This is a genomic window from Streptomyces sp. NPDC052721, from assembly GCF_040678315.1.
In the GTDB taxonomy this organism is placed as follows: domain Bacteria; phylum Actinomycetota; class Actinomycetes; order Streptomycetales; family Streptomycetaceae; genus Streptomyces.
In genome coordinates, this window is record NZ_JBFATL010000026.1 from 41,353 (window position 1) to 59,818 (window position 18,466).

At 70.3% G+C, this 18,466-nt stretch carries 15 protein-coding genes; 13 read left to right on the top strand and 2 right to left on the bottom strand.

Going from position 1 to position 18,466, the window contains the following annotated elements; translation table 11 throughout:
* Positions 1-128: 128 nt before the first annotated feature.
* From AB0L21_RS23900 to AB0L21_RS23920, 5 genes are all read left to right on the top strand, one after another.
* A complete protein-coding gene (locus AB0L21_RS23900; RefSeq protein ID WP_356336680.1) occupies positions 129-887 on the top strand; it encodes an NUDIX hydrolase in 759 nt (252 codons plus the stop codon).
* 162 nt (positions 888-1,049) lie between these two features.
* Positions 1,050-3,791, top strand: coding sequence for an ATP-binding cassette domain-containing protein (locus tag AB0L21_RS23905; RefSeq protein WP_365786254.1), 2,742 nt, complete (start codon positions 1,050-1,052; stop codon positions 3,789-3,791).
* Positions 3,792-3,953: 162 nt separating this feature from the next.
* Entirely contained in the window at positions 3,954-4,841 is an 888-nt protein-coding gene (locus tag AB0L21_RS23910) for a FadR/GntR family transcriptional regulator (protein ID WP_365705632.1), read from the top strand.
* Positions 4,842-5,276: 435 nt separating this feature from the next.
* Entirely contained in the window at positions 5,277-6,818 is a 1,542-nt protein-coding gene (locus AB0L21_RS23915) for an RNA polymerase sigma factor (RefSeq protein WP_365705635.1), read from the top strand.
* A gap of 121 nt (positions 6,819-6,939) precedes the next feature.
* Positions 6,940-7,794 carry a serine protease gene (locus tag AB0L21_RS23920; RefSeq protein ID WP_365786256.1) on the top strand — a complete coding sequence of 285 codons (855 nt, stop codon included), beginning with the start codon at positions 6,940-6,942 and terminating at the stop codon, positions 7,792-7,794.
* A 99-nt stretch (positions 7,795-7,893) separates the two neighbouring features.
* Here AB0L21_RS23920 and AB0L21_RS23925 read toward each other — a convergent pair whose 3' ends face one another.
* Positions 7,894-8,124: a hypothetical protein gene (locus AB0L21_RS23925; RefSeq protein WP_365705639.1), complete on the bottom strand. Its 231-nt coding sequence runs from the start codon at positions 8,122-8,124 to the stop codon at positions 7,894-7,896.
* 441 nt (positions 8,125-8,565) lie between these two features.
* Between AB0L21_RS23925 and AB0L21_RS23930 the strand changes: the two genes are divergently transcribed.
* From AB0L21_RS23930 to AB0L21_RS23955, 6 genes are all read left to right on the top strand, one after another.
* Positions 8,566-10,689 carry a DNA topoisomerase IV subunit B gene (locus AB0L21_RS23930; protein ID WP_365786258.1) on the top strand — a complete coding sequence of 708 codons (2,124 nt, stop codon included), beginning with the start codon at positions 8,566-8,568 and terminating at the stop codon, positions 10,687-10,689.
* 606 nt (positions 10,690-11,295) lie between these two features.
* Positions 11,296-11,832, top strand: a complete 537-nt coding sequence (locus AB0L21_RS23935; RefSeq protein WP_365786260.1) for a DUF1453 domain-containing protein — start codon at positions 11,296-11,298, stop codon at positions 11,830-11,832.
* The gene (locus AB0L21_RS23940) at positions 11,829-12,980 is read left to right on the top strand and encodes a histidine kinase (RefSeq protein ID WP_365786262.1); all 1,152 of its coding nucleotides are present in this window, start codon (positions 11,829-11,831) and stop codon (positions 12,978-12,980) included. The genes AB0L21_RS23935 and AB0L21_RS23940 overlap by 4 nt, the downstream gene beginning before the upstream one ends.
* Complete coding sequence (locus tag AB0L21_RS23945; RefSeq protein WP_365786264.1) at positions 12,977-13,666, top strand: response regulator transcription factor; 690 nt, start codon at positions 12,977-12,979, stop codon at positions 13,664-13,666. The genes AB0L21_RS23940 and AB0L21_RS23945 overlap by 4 nt, the downstream gene beginning before the upstream one ends.
* Before the next feature lie 69 nt (positions 13,667-13,735).
* A complete protein-coding gene (locus tag AB0L21_RS23950) occupies positions 13,736-14,281 on the top strand; it encodes a DUF485 domain-containing protein (protein ID WP_365786266.1) in 546 nt (181 codons plus the stop codon).
* Positions 14,278-15,870 (top strand): cation acetate symporter, encoded by a 1,593-nt coding sequence (locus tag AB0L21_RS23955; RefSeq protein WP_365786268.1) that lies wholly within the window; start codon positions 14,278-14,280, stop codon positions 15,868-15,870. Before AB0L21_RS23950 ends, AB0L21_RS23955 begins: the two co-directional genes overlap by 4 nt.
* A gap of 15 nt (positions 15,871-15,885) precedes the next feature.
* Here the strand turns inward: AB0L21_RS23955 and AB0L21_RS23960 are convergent, their stop codons facing one another.
* Entirely contained in the window at positions 15,886-16,578 is a 693-nt protein-coding gene (locus AB0L21_RS23960; RefSeq protein ID WP_365786270.1) for a response regulator, read from the bottom strand.
* A gap of 159 nt (positions 16,579-16,737) precedes the next feature.
* Between AB0L21_RS23960 and AB0L21_RS23965 the strand changes: the two genes are divergently transcribed.
* On the top strand, positions 16,738-17,553 hold the full coding sequence (locus tag AB0L21_RS23965) for an ABC transporter ATP-binding protein (RefSeq protein ID WP_365705655.1): 816 nt from the start codon (positions 16,738-16,740) through the stop codon (positions 17,551-17,553).
* The gene (locus AB0L21_RS23970) at positions 17,543-18,406 is read left to right on the top strand and encodes an ABC transporter permease (RefSeq protein WP_365705657.1); all 864 of its coding nucleotides are present in this window, start codon (positions 17,543-17,545) and stop codon (positions 18,404-18,406) included. The genes AB0L21_RS23965 and AB0L21_RS23970 overlap by 11 nt, the downstream gene beginning before the upstream one ends.
* Positions 18,407-18,466 lie beyond the last annotated feature (60 nt).

Genomic DNA, 18,466 nt, shown 5'->3' on the forward strand with positions numbered 1-18,466 from the left:
TCCTACGACGCCACTGGATCGACGGACGGAGAGCCGGTTCCGCGCCCGTACCGGAACGAAGCGGAATCACCACCGGTGCGACCGGCGAAGGGAGTGTTTATCGTCAGGAAGACGACTATGATCGCGGCATGCCCTACGACCCGTCAGCCTTTCCGCCCTTCGCTGTCACCGTGGACCTGGTCGTGCTGACCGTACGCCGCCATTCCCTGTGCGCGCTGGCGGTCCGCAGGGGCGAGCCCCCGTTCCAGGGGCGCTGGGCACTGCCCGGCGGCTTCGTACGGGCCGACGAGGATCTGTCCCAGGCGGCGGCGCGCGAGCTGGCCGAGGAGACCGGGCTGTGCGCCCATGACCCCTCGGCCCCGGCCCAGGACAACGGAGCCCATCTGGAGCAGCTCGCCACCTACGGCGACCCCAAGCGGGACCCGCGCATGCGTGTGGTCAGCGTCGCGCATCTCGCGCTCGCGCCCGACCTGCCCGCGCCGCGCGCCGGCGGCGACGCCAGCAACGCGCGCTGGGCCCCGGTCGAGGAACTGCTCCAGCAGGGTGGCTATGGCCGAGACGGCGAACCCGTGGCACCACTCGCCTTCGACCACGCGCAGATCCTCGCCGACGGAGTGGAACGCGCCCGCTCCAAGATCGAGTACTCGTCGCTGGCCACCGCCTTCTGCCCGCCCGAGTTCACCGTCGGAGAGTTGCGCCGGGTGTACGAGGCGGTGTGGGGCGTGGCCCTCGACCCGCGCAACTTCCACCGCAAGGTCACCGGAACTCCCGGATTCCTCGTCCCGACAGGGGGTACCACCACACGCCAGGGCGGCCGGCCGGCCCAGCTCTTCCGAGCCGGCGGTGCCACCCTGCTCAACCCGCCGATGCTGCGCCCCGAGGTGTGAGTCGAGGAGCGGCGGACCCGCTGGACGGCCGGCGCACCGGCTGCCCGTACTGAGCCCCGACTCCATCGAACGGCGGACAAGATCGGGGCTAGACCACACGGCATGTTTTCGCAAGTCGTCTTATACCGGGAAAACCAGACACATAGCGCTATCTTGCTGCAGGTGATCCAGGCCTTCGGACTGACCAGCAATCCCCGCAAGGCGCATCCGCCCGCTGTCGACGACGTTTCCTTCGAAGCGCACGCCGGGCATGTCACCGCGCTCCTCGGGGCCGCCGGTGCGGGCAAGACGACGGCGCTCAAACTCATGCTTGAGCTCCAACCCGGGCGCGGCATCACCTACTTCCGAGGGCGGCCCCTGCACCGGATCGCGCATCCGTCGCGGGAAGTCGGCGTACTCCTCGGCGACGTACCGGGCCACCCGTCCCGCACGGTCCGTGGCCATCTGCGCATGCTGTGCGCGGCGTCGGGCGTTCCCGCGCGACGGGCCGACGAGGTCCTCGAAGTGGTCGGTCTCGTCAGCCTCCGCGAGGAGCGCCTCGGCACGCTGTCGCGCGGCATGGACCGCAGACTCGGCCTCGCCTGCGCCCTGCTGCCCGACCCGCACACGCTCGTCCTGGACGAACCCGCCGACGGCCTCTCCGCCCGTGAGGCCCAGTGGCTGCACAGCATGTTGCGGGCCCATGCCGCCCAGGGCGGCACGGTGCTGTTCACCACGGCCGACACCAAGGAGGCCGCGCGCACCGCCGACCGGGTCGTCACGCTCGACTCCGGCAAAGTCGTCGCGGACCAGGAAGCAAGGGTGTTCGCCCGTACCCGGCTACGCCCCCGCGTGGCCGTCCGCAGCCCCCACGCCGCACGCCTCGCGGCCCTGCTCGCCAAAGACGCGCGCACCGCTCGCCGCTCCGTCGAGGTCGTACGCGAGGGCGGCAACCGCCTGTCGGTGTACGGCACCACGACCGCCGACGTCGGCGAGATCGCGTTCCGTCACGGCATCCTCGTCCATCAACTGGCGGACGAGGTCGGCGACATGGGGCCGGGGGCAGGCACGGAGATCGGTGAAGGGGTCTGCTCCACCGAGCCCCTCCCGGTTGTCCCGGATGCACCGTCGGCGGACCGGGCGGCCTGGCCGGACCACGGCCCGGCGGAACCGGAACCGGCGGCGCCCGACGCCCCCTACGGAGAGCCGGAGCAGGCCTCGGCGGGCCCTTCGTGGGCGCGTCGCCGACGTACCGTGTCGGGCTGCTCAGCGCCGGAGTCCGCCCCGGGCTCCCCGCTGGAACCCGGCTCGGCCGCGCCCGGCGACTCACCGGAGAACCCGGGCGAAGCCGTGGACGAGGTGCCGACGGCGCCCGAACACGCGAGGCCGGTGTCCGAGGAGGCCGCGACGCTTGCCCTCCACGCGGCGGACCCGCGCGCCACGGAGCCGCCGGTGGAGTCACGCGCTCCGGCGGCCGATGCGGCAGCGGCCGAATCCGGCGCGACGACCCCCGACGGGTCCGCGCCCGAGCCGGACACCGCCGCGCCGGTGCGCTCGTCGGTCGACACGACCATCACCGCGCGGCCGGCGGGGCAGCGGGAACACACCATCGACTCCTCGGCGCCGGAGCCGGAGAGGGCCATGGGTGGCCTGTCCCTGGTCGGTGAAGGCCGATCGGCCCCTGTGCTCGCGGCACGGGAGCGCGTGTGGACCGCTGACGGCGAGCGGACTGCGCCCGGCCACGGCCTTGATGAAGGCAGCGCGGCAGAACGTCCGCTGATCATGTCCGGTGCCAGGACGCACGACGCGTCGTCGGCCGGTGCAGCCGACGACGCCACCCGCGACCACGACGCAGTCACCGCATCCGGCGAGGAGAAAACGGCCGCTGCCGACGCCGGTGATGCGCCCGGCGGCCGGTCCACCGACGCGGCGGCCACCCCGGACACCGGCCTCGGCGGAGTCGCCTCGGCTTCCGAACCGCAGACAGGAAGGACCCGAACCCCCACAGCGACCGTCGCCGGCACCCGTACTCTCCTCCCCGGAGCCAGGAATCCGGGCGTCCGGCAGCAGCAGACCGGCCACGCCGCCAGGTCCGACGGTGTCCGCCCCTTCCCCGCCCCCTCCCCCCTCCCACCCCCCATCTCCGTCCGCCCCGCCCGCAGCCCCCTCCGCCCCCTGCGCTACGAGATCCGGCGCGCCGCCGGAATCGGCACCGGTTTCCTCACCTGCGGTGCCGTACTGGTGGTGTCCGCGCTCACCGCCGTACTCCTGGCGCGCCTCGGTCACACCCCGCAGGCGCGGCTGTTCGCGGCGTGGCCACGGGAACTGCCGCTGCCGCCCGCAGCGCTCGGGGCGGGACTGCTCGGTGCGCTGGCCTTCGGGGACGAGTTCCGCCACCCCGCCCTGGCGGCGGATCGCGGCACCGTGCCCCGCCGGCTGGGGCTGCTCACCGCGAAACTGCTCGTCTCCGGAGCCACCGCGGTGCTGCTCGCCTTCCTCACCGTGGGCTGCGACGCCGAAGTGCTCTACATCGTCTACGGACGGGAGCTGACGCAAGTTCCCGCGGAGTGGCTTTCGCTGACCGCGAGTTGGTTCGGACTGGTCGTCGGCTGCGCCTGGGCCGGTGTGCTGGCGGCCGGTGTGTTCCGGTCCACAACGGCCGGACTGGCCGCCGTGCTCGCCGTGCCCGTCCTTGTCGTGCCCCTCGTGCACAAGGCGCTGCAGGGTCCGGCCGTACGGATGGCGGCCGACTTCCCGGTGCGGATGCGGGAGGTCTTCCTGCTGCAGTGGCCCTTCGGAGGGGAGCGGTATCTGGTCGCGGTGGCGCGGGTGCTCGCTCAACCCGTAGGAGGCGCACTGACGTTGTCACTGGCGGCGCTGCTCTGCGCGTACCTGCTCACAGCGCTGCGCACCCGGCTCCGATGACAACCGTCCGTACGCTTCCGTTCTCGCTGTGTGCACAACTTCCCGAAGAAGGCTCATTTCTTTTCGATAAGGCGTCAATTGCGACGTCGTGAGCGATCACCCTTTCGTGTGCTTTTCACCAAAGACCTCAAGGGAGTTGAAGGCGGCGCCGACAAAGGATCCGTGAGTACCCTTGCGCACACCATGATGACCGCCGCCCGCTCCGCAGACTCAGGTCTGACCGGCCCGGGCGAACTCGACCGCTACCCCTACGCCGAGGCCCCGGTGGCCGACCGCGTCGGCGCGCCTGCCTGGGACGGCGGGGACCCCGAGCTGGGCCGTGTCGGCAGGCGGGCCTCGGGCAGCCGCGGACGCGGACTGCACGGCCAACTCGTCCAGCAGCTGGGACAGATGATCGTCTCCGGTGACCTGGGCGCCGACCGCCCGCTGGTGCCGGAGGAGATCGGCCAGCGTTTCGAGGTCTCCCGCACCGTCGTCCGCGAGTCCCTCCGCGTCCTGGAGGCCAAGGGCCTGGTCAGCGCCCGTCCCAACGTCGGCACGCGCGTGCGTCCCGTCAGCGACTGGAACCTTCTCGACCCGGACATCATCGAGTGGCGGGCCTTCGGGCCGCAGCGCGACGACCAGCGCCGGGAACTGAGCGAGCTGCGCTGGACGATCGAGCCGCTCGCCGCCCGTCTCGCCGCCGGGCACGGGCGCGAGGAGGTGCAGCAGCGTCTCTGCGACATGGTAGAGATCATGAGCCACGCGCTGGCCCAGGGCGACGCGCTCACCTACTCGCGCGCCGACACCGAGTTCCACTCGCTGCTGATCCAGATCGCGGGCAACCGCATGCTGGAGCACCTGTCCGGCATCGTCTCGGCGGCGCTCCAGGTCTCCGGTGGCCCGGTCACCGGCTGCGACCGGCCGAACGAGGCGTCCCTCGCGCAGCACGCGCGGATCGTCGACGCGCTCGGCACCGGCGACGGCACGGCGGCGGAGACGGCCATGCGGCAGCTCCTCACCGTCCACCCCGAGGTGGAGCGCGTGGTCCCCGCCCCGCGCGAGCACTGACCTCGCGAGGAACGCGGTGCGGTCGCCGGTGTGCGGCGTTCTCGTGGTACTCGTGGCGGCAGCAGGCCCGGGTACCGGCCGCCGCCGGACCCCGCCGGACCATCTGGAGTCCGGCCGGGTCCGGCGGTGACGGGAAGCCCTGGCCGTGGGTGCGACCGGTCCGAAGGCCAAGGGTGATCTCATTTGCACATGTCTGACCACCTTTGACCGCTTATGGGGTGTGACTCGGGCCACGCAGATTGGGCGTAACGCTCGTGGAGACAGCGCGATGACCTAAGAGGTGATAGCCGCGGAGGGAATACGGACGCCGAACCAGGCGCTGTGCATCTTCCCGGCCCCCGCCCGCGCCGTCGGCCCATCCCCAGGCCGGTGGTCGGCTCCTGTCCGCAGTGGACGGTGCCGGAAGCCGTTTTCCAACGTTCCGAGAGGTTGTTCGTGTCGGCCAGCACATCCCGTACGCTCCCGCCGGAGATCGCCGAGTCCGTCTCTGTCATGGCGCTCATTGAGCGGGGAAAGGCTGAGGGGCAGATCGCCGGCGACGATGTGCGTCGGGCCTTCGAAGCTGACCAGATTCCGGCCACTCAGTGGAAGAACGTACTGCGCAGCCTCAACCAGATTCTTGAGGAAGAGGGTGTGACGCTGATGGTCAGTGCCGCAGAGCCCAAGCGCACCCGCAAGAGCGTCGCAGCGAAGAGCCCCGCCAAGCGCACCGCCACCAAGACGGTCGCGGCGAAGACGGTGACCACCAGGAAGGCCACCGCGACCACGGCCGCCCCCGCAGCGCCCGCGGCTCCGGCCGCAGCCGATTCTGCCGAAGAAGCCGCACCCGTCAAGAAGGCCGCCGCCAAGAAGGTGACCGCCAAGAAGACGGTCGCCAAGAAGGCCGTAGCGAAGAAGACGGCCGCCAAGAAGACCACGGCCAAGAAGGACGACGTCGAGCTTCTCGAGGACGAGGTTCTCGAGGACACCAAGGTCGCCGACGAGCCGGAGGGTGCCGAGAGCGCCGGCTTCGTCCTGTCCGACGAGGACGAGGACGACGCGCCCGCGCAGCAGGTCGCCGCAGCCGGTGCCACCGCCGACCCGGTCAAGGACTACCTGAAGCAGATCGGCAAGGTCCCCCTGCTCAACGCCGAGCAGGAGGTCGAGCTGGCCAAGCGCATCGAGGCGGGTCTGTTCGCCGAGGACAAGCTGGCGAACTCCGACAAACTCGCCCCGAAGCTCAAGCGCGAGCTGGAGATCATCGCCGAGGACGGCCGCCGCGCCAAGAACCACCTCCTGGAGGCCAACCTCCGTCTGGTGGTCTCCCTGGCCAAGCGCTACACCGGTCGCGGCATGCTCTTCCTGGACCTCATCCAGGAGGGCAACCTCGGTCTGATCCGCGCGGTCGAGAAGTTCGACTACACCAAGGGCTACAAGTTCTCCACGTACGCCACCTGGTGGATCCGTCAGGCGATCACCCGCGCCATGGCCGACCAGGCCCGCACCATCCGTATCCCGGTGCACATGGTCGAGGTCATCAACAAGCTCGCGCGCGTGCAGCGCCAGATGCTCCAGGACCTGGGCCGCGAGCCCACCCCGGAGGAGCTGGCCAAGGAGCTCGACATGACCCCGGAGAAGGTCATCGAGGTCCAGAAGTACGGCCGTGAGCCCATCTCGCTGCACACCCCGCTGGGCGAGGACGGCGACAGCGAGTTCGGTGACCTCATCGAGGACTCCGAGGCCGTCGTCCCGGCCGACGCGGTGAGCTTCACGCTCCTGCAGGAGCAGCTGCACTCCGTCCTGGACACCCTGTCCGAGCGCGAGGCGGGCGTCGTCTCCATGCGCTTCGGTCTCACCGACGGTCAGCCGAAGACCCTCGACGAGATCGGCAAGGTGTACGGCGTGACGCGTGAGCGCATCCGCCAGATCGAGTCCAAGACCATGTCGAAGCTGCGCCACCCGTCGCGTTCCCAGGTGTTGCGCGACTACCTCGACTAGGTCGAGGTCGTACGACGGCGAAGGCGCGGCTCCCCTAGCGGGAGCCGGGCCTTCGTGCTGCGCGCTGTGGTGGTGTGGATGACTCTGGGTGTCCCAGGAGGACCCAGAGTGAGGAGCATGCATGCGCCGTTCCGTTGTGCGGGCACTGATCCGGCCACTGGCCCTGGCGGCCACCGTGACCGCGATACCCCTGGTGAGCGCGTCTCCCGCCGTCGCCGACAGCGTAGTGGTCGGAGGGTTCCCGATCGACGTCTCCCAGGCTCCGTGGACGGTGGCGCTGGCTAGCCGTGACCGGTTCGGAGGTACGCGGGCGGGCCAGTTCTGCGGCGCTGTGGCCGTCGGGCGCACCACCGTGGTCACCGCGGCCCACTGTCTGTCCGAGGAGGTCCTCGGGACACCGCCGAACCGTGTGCGCGACCTCAAGGTCATCGCGGGCCGCACCGACCTGCTGTCGAAGCAGGGCGAGGAGATCGCCGTGCGGGAGATCCGGCTCAACCCCGCGTACGACGTCACGACCAACTCAGGGGACTTCGCGGTCCTGGGGCTCGCCGGACCGCTGCCGCGGAGTGCGGTCGTCGCCATGGCGGGCGCGGGCGATCCGGCGTACGCACCGGGCACGCAGGCCCTGGTGTCCGGGTGGGGGGACACGACCGGCGGAGGGGCGTACGCACGCCGGCTCCATGCCGCACGCGTACGCGTACTGCCCGACGAGATGTGTGCCCGCGCCTATCCGGGCGGCCCCGACGGCGCCTACCGGGCCGCCACCATGCTGTGCGCCGGTGAGGCCGGCGGAGGCCCCGACGCCTGCCAGGGGGACAGCGGCGGGCCGCTGGTGGCCGGGGATCGGCTGATCGGCCTCGTGTCGTGGGGGAGCGGCTGCGGGCGGCCGGGGCTCCCCGGCGTCTACACGCGCGTCTCGGAGATCGTACGAGCGCTGCGGCCGGCCGCCGGGACCCAGCCTTCCGGTCGCTCGTGAGCGCGCGTCTGAGGGTATGAGCACGGGCGGCCGCTCCTGCTGAGGAGCGGCCGCCCGTTCACCGGCCTGTGCCGGGGCTGGCTCGTCGTGGTGCGAGATTCAGCGCTCTTCGTCGGAAGCGTTGTTTGGAACGGACGTCAGCCGCTCCGTCTCGTCCTGTATCTCAGCGGCGATCTTCTTGAGTTCCGGCTCGAACTTGCGCCCGTGGTGGGCGCAGAAGAGCAGTTCTCCGCCGCTGAGCAGGACGACGCGCAGGTATGCCTGGGCGCCGCAGCGGTCGCAGCGATCGGCGGCCGTCAACGGGCTCGCGGGGGTCAGAACAGTAGTCACGTCGCCTCTTCTCTAGCTCGACGAGCTGTCGTACCAGGGTCAACATCCAACCAGCCCGAAAACGTTCCCGCTCGTGGCTTTTCCTCGAAAAAATCTTTCCGGGGCTGCTGTCTGCTGCCGGTTGGCGGCGAATGTGCCGTATTGCGTCTCTTGTATGCGTACGGGTTCGCGCTGTCTTGCTGTCTCGGTCCTCTCGGCCGGGTTGCCGGTTGTTCATGAGGACGTGCCCGGAGCCTAAATGGTTCATGCCTCGAAGGGAACGTGATGTGTGCTTCACTCCATCGAGGGATCGAACAAGCATACGAGTGTGGACTAGGGTGAGTTGCCGACGAGGGTGGCGTTACACCGGCTCTACCAGGGCTCGGTACCCTCTGTGCGGCGACCGAAGCCGCCCCCTTACCCAAAAGGGGGCCACCTGAAATTCAGCGAGGAGCGAACCGCGTGACCGCCGATACGTCCGTGCCGTCCACAGCGCTGCTGGCAGGAGCAGACCGGGACGGTTCCAACTACACCGCGCGGCACCTGCTCGTCCTTGAGGGTCTTGAGGCCGTGCGCAAACGCCCCGGCATGTACATCGGCTCGACCGACAGCCGCGGTCTGATGCACTGCCTGTGGGAGATCATCGACAACTCGGTGGACGAGGCCCTCGGCGGCTACTGCGACCACATCGAGGTGATCCTCCACGACGACGGCTCCGTGGAGGTGCGCGACAACGGCCGCGGCATCCCCGTGGACGTGGAACCGAAGACCGGCCTGTCCGGCGTCGAGGTCGTCATGACCAAACTGCACGCCGGCGGCAAGTTCGGCGGCGGCTCCTACGCGGCCTCCGGCGGCCTGCACGGCGTCGGTGCCTCCGTGGTCAACGCCCTCTCGGCCCGCCTCGACGTCGAGGTGGACCGCAGCGGCCACACTCACGCGATCAGCTTCCGGCGCGGCGTGCCCGGAGCCTTCGCCGCCGAGGGTGCCGACGCGAAGTTCGAGGCCAAGAGCGGTCTGCGCAAAGCCAAGAAGATCCCCAAGACGCGCACCGGCACACGCGTGCGTTACTGGGCCGACCGGCAGATCTTCCTCAAGGACGCCAAGCTGTCCCTGGAGAACCTGCACCAGCGCGCCCGGCAGACCGCGTTCCTGGTGCCCGGCCTGACCATCGTCGTCCGTGACGAGTTCGGTCTCGGCGAGGGCGGCAGCAAGGGCGAGGAGTCGTTCCGCTTCGACGGCGGTATCAGCGAGTTCTGCGAGTACCTGGCGAACGACAAGGCCATCTGCGACGTCCTCCGCTTCTCGGGCAGGGGCACCTTCAAGGAGACCGTCCCGGTTCTGGACGAACACGGTCAGATGACCCCCACCGAGGTCACCCGTGAGCTGGGCGTCGATGTCGCGCTGCGGTGGGGCACGGGCTACGACACGACCCTCAGGTCGTTCGTCAACATCATCGCCACCCCCAAGGGCGGCACCCACGTCACCGGCTTCGAGCAGGCCCTCACCCAGACGCTGAACGACGTACTGCGCGCCAAGAAGCTGCTGCGTGTGGCCGAGGACAACATCGTCAAGGACGACGCCCTGGAGGGCCTCACCGCCGTCGTCACGGTCCGGCTGGCCGAGCCGCAGTTCGAGGGGCAGACCAAGGAGGTCCTCGGTACCTCGGCGGCCCGCCGCATCGTGAACAGCGTGATCAGCAAGGAACTGAAGGCGTTCCTCACCGCCACCAAGCGTGACGCCGCCGCCCAGGCCCGGGTGGTCATGGAGAAGGTCGTCGCGGCTGCCCGCACCCGGGTCGCGGCCCGTCAGCACAAGGACGCCCAGCGCCGGAAGACGGCCCTGGAGTCCTCGTCCCTGCCGGCCAAGCTCGCCGACTGCCGCAGCGACGACGTCGACCGCAGCGAACTGTTCATCGTCGAGGGTGACTCCGCGCTCGGCACGGCCAAGCTGGCGCGGAACTCCGAGTTCCAGGCCCTTCTGCCGATCCGCGGCAAGATCCTCAACGTGCAGCGGTCGTCGGTGACCGACATGCTCAAGAACGCCGAGTGCGGCGCGATCATCCAGGTCATAGGAGCTGGCTCGGGCCGTACTTTCGACATCGACCAGGCCCGCTACGGCAAGATCATCATGATGACCGACGCCGATGTGGACGGATCCCACATCCGCTGCCTGCTCCTCACGCTGTTCCAGCGCTACATGCGGCCCATGGTCGAGGCCGGCCGGGTCTTCGCCGCCGTGCCGCCGCTGCACCGCATCGAGCTGATCCAGCCGAAGAAGGGGCAGGAGAAGTACGTCTACACGTACTCCGACCGTGAGCTGCGCGACAAGCTCATGGAGTTCCAGAGCAAGGGCATCCGGTACAAGGACTCCATCCAGCGCTACAAGGGTCTGGGCGAGATGGACGCCGACCAGCTGGCCGAGACCACGATGGACCCGCGCCACCGCACGCTGCGCCGCATCAACCTCTCCGACCTGGAGGCCGCCGAACAGGTCTTCGACCTGCTCATGGGCAACGACGTGGCACCCCGCAAGGAGTTCATCTCCAGCTCGGCGGCGACGCTGGACCGGTCGCGCATCGACGCGTAGCCGCTGCGCTGGGTTTGGCCGACGGGGGCTTTCCGCCGACGAGGGTGGTGGCCCGGGGTGAGGGCTTCCCCGGGGCAGGCGTTCCGTGTGGGCGGCCGTTGCCGGGAGGGCGGTGGCGTAGGCGGGGCTCGCTTGAAGCGGGCCCCGCCGGGCAGGCGGGCCGGGGGCGGGGAAGAGTCAGGGTTTGCCGGGTGGCAGCCGAGCGGACGCCTGCCAGGGCGTGCCGGGATGCGGCGGGGCGGGACGGTGTGAGTGGTCGGCGCGGAGGGCAGGGTGTCCGCTGTTTCCAGCCCGCCAGCCCGCCAGCCCGCCAGCCCGCCAGTCCGCCAGTCCGCCGCTGGCCGTCCGTCGGTCGTCGTACCCATGGGCACCCGCCTGCCCTGACCCGCCTGCCCTGCACCATCGCCCACCACCTTGCATCCCACCCCTTACAGCCACCCACCATCCGCCCCCGAAGGTCTCTCCACCCCTGGGTGGAGGCGGGCCGGTTCCAGGTTCCACCCGTGATCCACCCCGGGTCCGATCCCCTGGCCTGCGGACTTCCGTAGCTTCAAAGGCGTCGGCAGCACTCGCTTCCGCACCGCCCTCTCGCCCACGGAGGTCCAGATGCCCGGGCTCGTCAACGCGCTGGTGACCGTTGCCGTGGTCGCCATAGTGATCGCACGGCAGTTCCGCGCCCGGGCGATCGACACGGACCGGCGCTGGTGGCTGCTGCCTGTGCTCCTGGCCGTCGTCTCACTGCGCGAGCCCGGCATCCTCGACGCCCACCACCGTGCCGAATCCGCTGGACTGCTCGTGGTCGAGCTGTTCATCGGCCTGGTCACCGGCGTCGGCTGGGGCTGGACCACCCGTGTCTGGACCGCGCCGGACGGCGTCGTATGGACCAAGAGCAGCAAGGCGAGCGGCGCCGTATGGATCGTGGGCATAGCCCTGCGAGTCGGCGTCTTCGCCCTCGGCTCCGCTTTCGGCGTGCACCAGGACAGCTCCGCGCTGATGCTCGGCCTCGCCGGCACCCTGTTGGTCCGCGGCGGGATCCTGGCCTGGCGGGCCCACTCCGTCGGAGACGCGAGCCGTCCCGCCCCCAGCCGCCCCGCCCCGGCGTACGGTGACGACGAGCGGTCGGCGTGGAAGGAGCGCGTGTGACAGAGAACGCCTGGACACGCTGGCCGTCACGCGAAGCGCTCGGCCGCACGGGAACCACCCGCCCCCGGCGCATGCTCGTCTGGGCCGTCCGACTGCTCGTGCTGGCCATGCTCCTGTGGGGTGCCTTCCGCCAGAGGGACGTCGGTCTCTGGGAAGCACTCGCGGCAGCGGCGGTGATCCTCTTCGCCGCACTCGTCTCCTGGGCCTTCTTCCGGACCACCTACGAGCACCGGCTGGTGCCCTCCCTCGCGCTCATGGGCGTGCTCCTGGGCATCGCGGTCGCCGCTGAGGCCACGGGATTCACAGGGCCGGCCCTCGTGATCTGGTGCGGCTGTGGAGTCGGCGCGCTGGAGCGGCTGCCGCTAGGGGCTGCGGTCCCCGTCGCGTCGGTGGCGCTGGCCTCGTACTCCGCGTTCACCAACGATGTCTGGCTGACCACGGCCGCCACCGTGGCCGGTATGGCCCTCGCCGGGTACGTCCTGCGGCTGGACGCGGAAGCCCGGGGCAGTGCGCAGCGGCTTCTCGCCCAGGAGCGCGCCGCCCGCGCGGCCGAGGCCGAGTCCGCGGCACTGGCCGAGCGTGCCCGCATCGCACGGGAGATCCACGACGTGCTGGCGCACAGCCTTTCGGCGCAGCTCGTGCAGCTGGAGGCGGCCCGGCTGCTGATCGAGAACGGCGCGGAGTGGGAGCGGATCCTGGAGCGGGTGGTGGCCGCCCGTGGCATGGCCCGCGACGGCCTCGCCGAGACCCGGCAGGCGCTGTCCGCGCTGCGGGGCGAGCTGACCCCGCTGGAGGAGTTCCTGGCCGAACTCGTCAGCACGGCCGACGGCGCGGAGGTCACCGTCACAGGTGAACGCAGACCCCTGCCGGCCGAGGCGTCCCAGGCCGTGCGACGGGTTGCCCAGGAGGCACTCACGAACGTCCGCAAGCACGCGCAGGGCGCCAAAGTGACCCTGTGGCTCGACTACAGCGAGCACGAAGTGACGCTGAACGTACGGGACTCGGGCGGCGTAGCGGGCGAACTGTACGGATCCGGGGGCGGGTACGGTCTGCTCGGCATGCGTGAGCGCGCCGAACTGCTGGGCGGTTCGCTGGACGCGGGACCGGACGAGGAGGGGTTCGTGGTGACGCTGAAGGTGCCCGTATGACGCAGCCGGAGGGGGAGAGGAAGCCCGCACGGGTAGTGGTGGCCGACGATCAGACCGTGGTCCGTGAAGGCATCGTGATGTTGCTCGGGCTGTTGCCCGGCGTGGAGGTCGTCGGGGCCGCGGGAGACGGGGAGGAGGCGGTGCGGCTGGTCGGGGAACTGGTTCCGGATGTCGTGCTGATGGACCTCAGGATGCCCCGCTGCGACGGCGTGGAGGCCACCCGGCGGATCCGTGCCCAGTACCCGGGCACGCAGGTCGTGGTGCTCACCACCTACGCGGACGACGATTCGCTGTTCCCCGCGCTCAAGGCCGGCGCGCGGGGTTACCTGACCAAGGACGCGGGCGGTGACGAGATCGTCCGTGCCGTGCACAGTGTGCTCTCGGGGGACGCGGGGCTGTCGCCGAGTGTCCAGCGGCGGTTGCTGGAGCGGCTGTCGCAGGCCGAGCCCATGCCGGTGCCCGCGGCCGGCGAGGTGCCCGACGGGCTGACCACGCGCGAGACCGAGGTCCTGGTGCTGATCGGCGAAGGTCTCAGCAATCAGGAGATCGCCCGTCGGCTGCATGTCTCGACCGCGACCGTGAAGACTCACATCAACAACCTCTTCGCCAAGACGGGCCTCAAGGACCGGGCGCAGGCCGTGCGGTACGCCTACAGCAAGGGGCTGGTGCGGCCACCCATCGGGTGAATCACCTGATGGGGTGAAGAGCCGGAGGAAGAAGAGTCACGGATCTTCCCGTTCTGTCCATCCTTGGGCATGCAGTCAAGCAACAGTCGTCCTCGTGGAGTCGGGGACGGTCCCGAGAGATCGGCCGGGAACCAGGAAGACGGCGGCGCGGCCTCCCGTGACGCGACGTACGAGGACCCTTGGTACGACGCGTTGCCCTCGGGCTGGGGCGAGCTGGACGGTGCGGGCATGCCGGCGCCGGCCGTGCCGCCCGCGCGCGCTGAGCCCGACGCGGCGGCGCGCGCCCGCGATGTGTACGTCGTGGTGCAGCGGAGTGAGGCGTTCCAGGAAGTGCGCGGCAGGTACCGGCGGTTCGTGGTGCCGGGGGCCGCGGCCTTCCTGGCGTGGTACGTGGCGTACGTGGTCGCCGCGACGACCGCGCCGGGACTCATGGCCCGGCCCGTGGTGGGGGCGGTGAACGTGGCGATGCTCGCGGGGCTCGGGCAGTTCCTCACCACCTTCCTGTTCACCTGGGCCTACTCCCGGCACGCGCGGCTGCGTCGGGACCGGGCCGCGCTGGAGCTGCGCTGGGACACCCAGGAACTGGCCCGCGGAGCGCAGGGAGGGGCCCCATGACCGGTGACCATCAGATTCTGGCGCTGCTGTTGTTCAGCGGGTTCGTGGCGGTCACCCTCGGGATCACGACGTGGGTGAGCCGAAGACGGCACGGTTCGGCGGAGGAGTTCTACGCGGGCGGGCGGCTGTTCTCCCCGATGGAGAACGGTTTTGCCATCGCGGGCGACTACATGTCGGCGGCTTCCTTCCTGGGGATCAGCGGGCTCATCGCGCTGTACGGGTACGACGGGCTGCTGTACGGGGTGGGATTTCTCGTCGCGTGGCTGGTCGTGCTGTTCCTGGTGGCCGAACTGGTGCGCAACTGCGGGCGCTTCACGCTGGCCGACGTGGTGGCCGCCCGGATGAGCGAGCGGCCGGTGCGGATCGCCGCGGGAACGTCCTCCGTCATGGTGTCCGTGCTGTATCTGGTGGCGCAGATGGTCGGCGCGGGCAGTCTGGTGGCGTTGCTGCTGGGGCGGTCGGGCGGCGCGGCCCAGGCCTGGACGGTCATCGGTGTCGGCGCGCTCATGGTGATCTATGTGTCGTTGGGAGGGATGCGGGCCACCACCTGGATCCAGATCGTGAAGGCGGTCCTGCTGCTGAGCGGGACGGTCGTGCTGACCGTCCTGGTTCTGCTGCGCTTCCACGGCGATGTCGACCGGCTGCTGCTCACGGCGGCGGAGCGCAGCGGCCATGGGAGGGCGTTCCTGGCGCCGGGGTTGAAGTACGGCGGGGACTGGAACGCCCGGTTCGACTTCATCAGCCTGGGGCTCGCGCTGGTGCTGGGCACGGCGGGCCTGCCGCACATTCTGTCCCGCTTCTACACCGTGCCGACCGCGCGGGCCGCCCGCCGCTCCGTGGTGTGGTCCATCGGTCTGATCGGCAGCTTCTACCTGATGACGATCGTCCTCGGCTTCGGGGCGGCGGCGGTGGTGGGGACGCAGGCCGTGCGTGGGTCCAACGCGGCCGGGAACACGGCGGTGCCCCTCCTCGCCCTCGACCTGGGCGGCGGAGCGGGCTCGACCGGGGGCACCGTGCTGTTCGCGGTGGTCGCCGCCGTGGCGTTCGCCACGATCCTCGCGGTGGTCGCGGGCATCACGCTCGCCTCTTCGGCCTCGGTGGCCCACGATCTGTACGCGTCACTGCGCCGGCGGCGCGGCAAGCCCCGCAGCGAGGTGGCCGTGGCACGGTGCGCGGCGGTCGGCATCGGCGTCGTGGCGATCGGGCTCGGCCTGCTGGCCCGCGATCTCAACGTCGCCTTCCTCGTCGGCCTCGCCTTCGCGGTCGCCGCCTCGGCGAACCTGCCGGTCCTGCTCTACTCACTGTTCTGGCGCGGCTTCACCACGCGGGGCGCGGTGTGGGCGGTGTACGGCGGGCTGCTCCCGGCGGTCGGGCTCGTGCTGTTGTCCCCGGTGGTGTCCGGCAGCCCGGAATCCCTGTTCCCGGGTGTCGACTTCCAGTACTTCCCGCTGGAGAACCCGGGCATCGTCTCCATCCCGCTCGGCTTCCTCGCCGGCTGGCTGGGGACGGTCACCTCGGACGAGGTCCCGGACGAGGCCAAGTACGCCGAGACGGAGGTGCGTTCGCTGACCGGGGCCGGAGCCGTGTAGCCGGCCGCGGCCCCGCTACGGCGCCACCCAGGCGTACCGGTGTTCCGGGCGGCCGGTGTCGCCGTACTTCAGGGAGAGGCGGAGACGGCCCGCCTGTTCCAGGTGGCGGAGATAGCGCTGGGCGGTGGAGCGGCTCAGGCCCGTCCGGGCGGCCACCTCGTGGGCCGACAGAGGATGGTCGGCGCCGTGCAGTACACCGCAGATGAGGTCGGTCGTGGGCTCGGAGTGGCCGGTCGGCAGGCCGGGTGCGGAAGGCGCGGGGGCGGTGCGCAGGGCACCGAAGATCCGGTCGACCTGTTCCTGGCCCGTCAGGCCTCGGCCGCCCACCCGGTCCACCGTGCGGCGCAGGGCGGCGTAGGAGTCCAGGCGGGTGCGCAGCGCGGCGAAGGTGAACGGCTTGACCAGATAGTGCAGGGCGCCCAGGCGCATCGCCTGCTGCACGGTCGTCACATCGCTGGCCGCCGTGATCATGATGACGTCGGTGCCGTGGCCCTGCTCGCGCATGCGGTGCACGAGTTCCAGGCCGGTCTGGTCCGGCAGGTAGTGGTCGAGCAGGACCAGGTCGATGGAACCGCGTTCCACGGCGGCCAGGGCCTGGGCGGCGCTGTGCGCGCGGGCGGCCACCCGGAAGCCGGGAACCTTTCCCACGTACTTGGCGTTGATCTCAGCGACACGGTAGTCGTCGTCGACCACCAGGACGTCAATCATCAGGCCTCTCCTTACAAGGCCGGCGAGCGTTCAGCCCGTGTTTCGGCTCCGCAGTTGTAGCGCGAGCAAAACGAGCACAACAGGTTCTTGCGAGCAAAAGAACGGCTTGTGCTCACAAGACTCCTGCTGTGGCCGGGGCCACACCTACCGTCCCGGTCCATGAGCGCACACACCAGCCCCGCCATCGAGCTGCGGGGCGCGAGCAAGACCTTCAGAACCCCGTCCGGGGGACTGCACACGGCGGTGCGCGGCCTGGACCTCACCGTGGAGCGCGGCGAGTTCGTGGCCGTCGTAGGACCGACCGGATGCGGCAAGTCCACCACGCTGACCCTGGTCAGTGGCCTGGAGGAGCCCAGCGAGGGCGAGGTGCTGGTGGCCGGGGAACCGGTCGACGGGGTCGGCGACAAGGTCGGCTTCGTCTTCCAGCAGGACGCTACTTTTCCCTGGCGGACCGTGCTGTCGAACGTCATGGCGGGCCCGCGCTTCCGGGGCGTACCCAAGGCGGAGGCCAAGCAGAAGGCCCGTGACTGGCTGGCCCGGGTGGGACTCGCCGCCTTCGAGGACCGCTATCCGCACCAGCTCTCCGGCGGTCAGCGCAAGCGGGTCGCCCTGGCGGCCACCTTCGTCAACGACCCCGAGATCCTGCTGATGGACGAGCCGTTCTCGGCGCTCGACGTGCAGACCCGGGCGCTGATGTCGGACGAGCTGCTGGAGCTGTGGGAGGGCACCGGCGCCTCCGTCGTCTTCGTCACCCACGACCTGGAGGAGTCCATCGCGCTGGCCGACAAGGTCGTCGTGATGACCGCCGGACCCGCGACCGTGAAGCAGGTCTTCGACATCGACCTGCCCCGCCCGCGCAAGGTCGAGTCGGTGCGGCTGGAGCCGCGGTTCATCGAGATCTACCGCGAGATCTGGGAGTCCCTCGGCGAAGAGGTCCGCATCACCCGCGAGAGGGGTGCCGCCCATGTCGCCTGAGGTCCTCAGCACCCCGGTCGTGGACACCGTCAAGACACCCGATCGCGCGCAGACCCGCGCCCAGGCCGCACGCCGGCGCAAGCTCCTCGTCAACGCCGTGCGCGTGGTGCTCCTGGTGGCCGTCCTCGGACTGTGGGAGGCGCTGTCCCGCGCCAAGGTCATCGATCCGTTCAACTTCTCGATGCCCTCGAAGATCTGGGACCAGATCTACACCTGGGTGACCCATGGGACGGCACTCGGCTCCCTGGGCGAGCAGATCTGGTACACGCTGTACGAGGCCCTGCTCGGCTGGGTCATCGGTGTGATCGCCGGTGTGCTGCTCGGCATTGCGCTCGGGCGGATCAGATTGCTCGCCGAGGTTCTTGGTCCATACATCAAGGTGCTCAACTCGATTCCCAGGATCGTGCTGGCGCCGATCTTCCTGATCTGGTTCGGTCTCGGACCGTCCTCCAAGGTGGCCTCCGCCGTGGTGCTCGTCTTCTTCCCGGTGTTCTTCAACGCCTTCCAGGGCGCCCGCGAAGTGGACCGCAACCTCGTGGCCAACGCCCGCATCCTGGGCGCGAGCGACCGCAGGGTGACCCTCCAGGTGGTCATCCCGTCGGCCACCTCCTGGATCTTCACCAGCCTGCACGTCAGCTTCGGCTTCGCGCTCATCGGCGCCATCGTCGGCGAGTACATCGGCGCGACCAAGGGCATCGGCCTGCTCGTCTCGCAGTCGCAGAACACCTTCAACGCCGCCGGCGTGTACGCCGCGATGGTCATCCTCGCCGTCGTCGCCCTCGTCGCCGAGGGGCTGCTGACCTTCGCCGAGCGCCGCATCTTCCGCTGGAGGCCCACCGGTTCCGACAGCTGACCGGTCCCCTCGCCACCCCCCGCTCCTTCCCGCACAGCCCTCTCACAAGGACGTGAACCC

Excerpts from the sequence above, each read along its gene's own strand:
- AB0L21_RS23900 (WP_356336680.1), top strand. The coding sequence starts at position 129 with ATGCCCTACGACCCGTCAGCCTTTCCGCCCTTCGCTGTCACCGTGGAC.
- AB0L21_RS23920 (WP_365786256.1), top strand. The coding sequence starts at position 6,940 with ATGCGCCGTTCCGTTGTGCGGGCACTGATCCGGCCACTGGCCCTGGCG.
- AB0L21_RS23935 (WP_365786260.1), top strand. The coding sequence starts at position 11,296 with ATGCCCGGGCTCGTCAACGCGCTGGTGACCGTTGCCGTGGTCGCCATA.
- AB0L21_RS23945 (WP_365786264.1), top strand. The coding sequence starts at position 12,977 with ATGACGCAGCCGGAGGGGGAGAGGAAGCCCGCACGGGTAGTGGTGGCC.
- AB0L21_RS23950 (WP_365786266.1), top strand. The coding sequence starts at position 13,736 with ATGCAGTCAAGCAACAGTCGTCCTCGTGGAGTCGGGGACGGTCCCGAG.
- AB0L21_RS23955 (WP_365786268.1), top strand. The coding sequence starts at position 14,278 with ATGACCGGTGACCATCAGATTCTGGCGCTGCTGTTGTTCAGCGGGTTC.
- AB0L21_RS23960 (WP_365786270.1), bottom strand. The coding sequence starts at position 16,578 with ATGATTGACGTCCTGGTGGTCGACGACGACTACCGTGTCGCTGAGATC.
- AB0L21_RS23965 (WP_365705655.1), top strand. The coding sequence starts at position 16,738 with ATGAGCGCACACACCAGCCCCGCCATCGAGCTGCGGGGCGCGAGCAAG.
- AB0L21_RS23970 (WP_365705657.1), top strand. The coding sequence starts at position 17,543 with ATGTCGCCTGAGGTCCTCAGCACCCCGGTCGTGGACACCGTCAAGACA.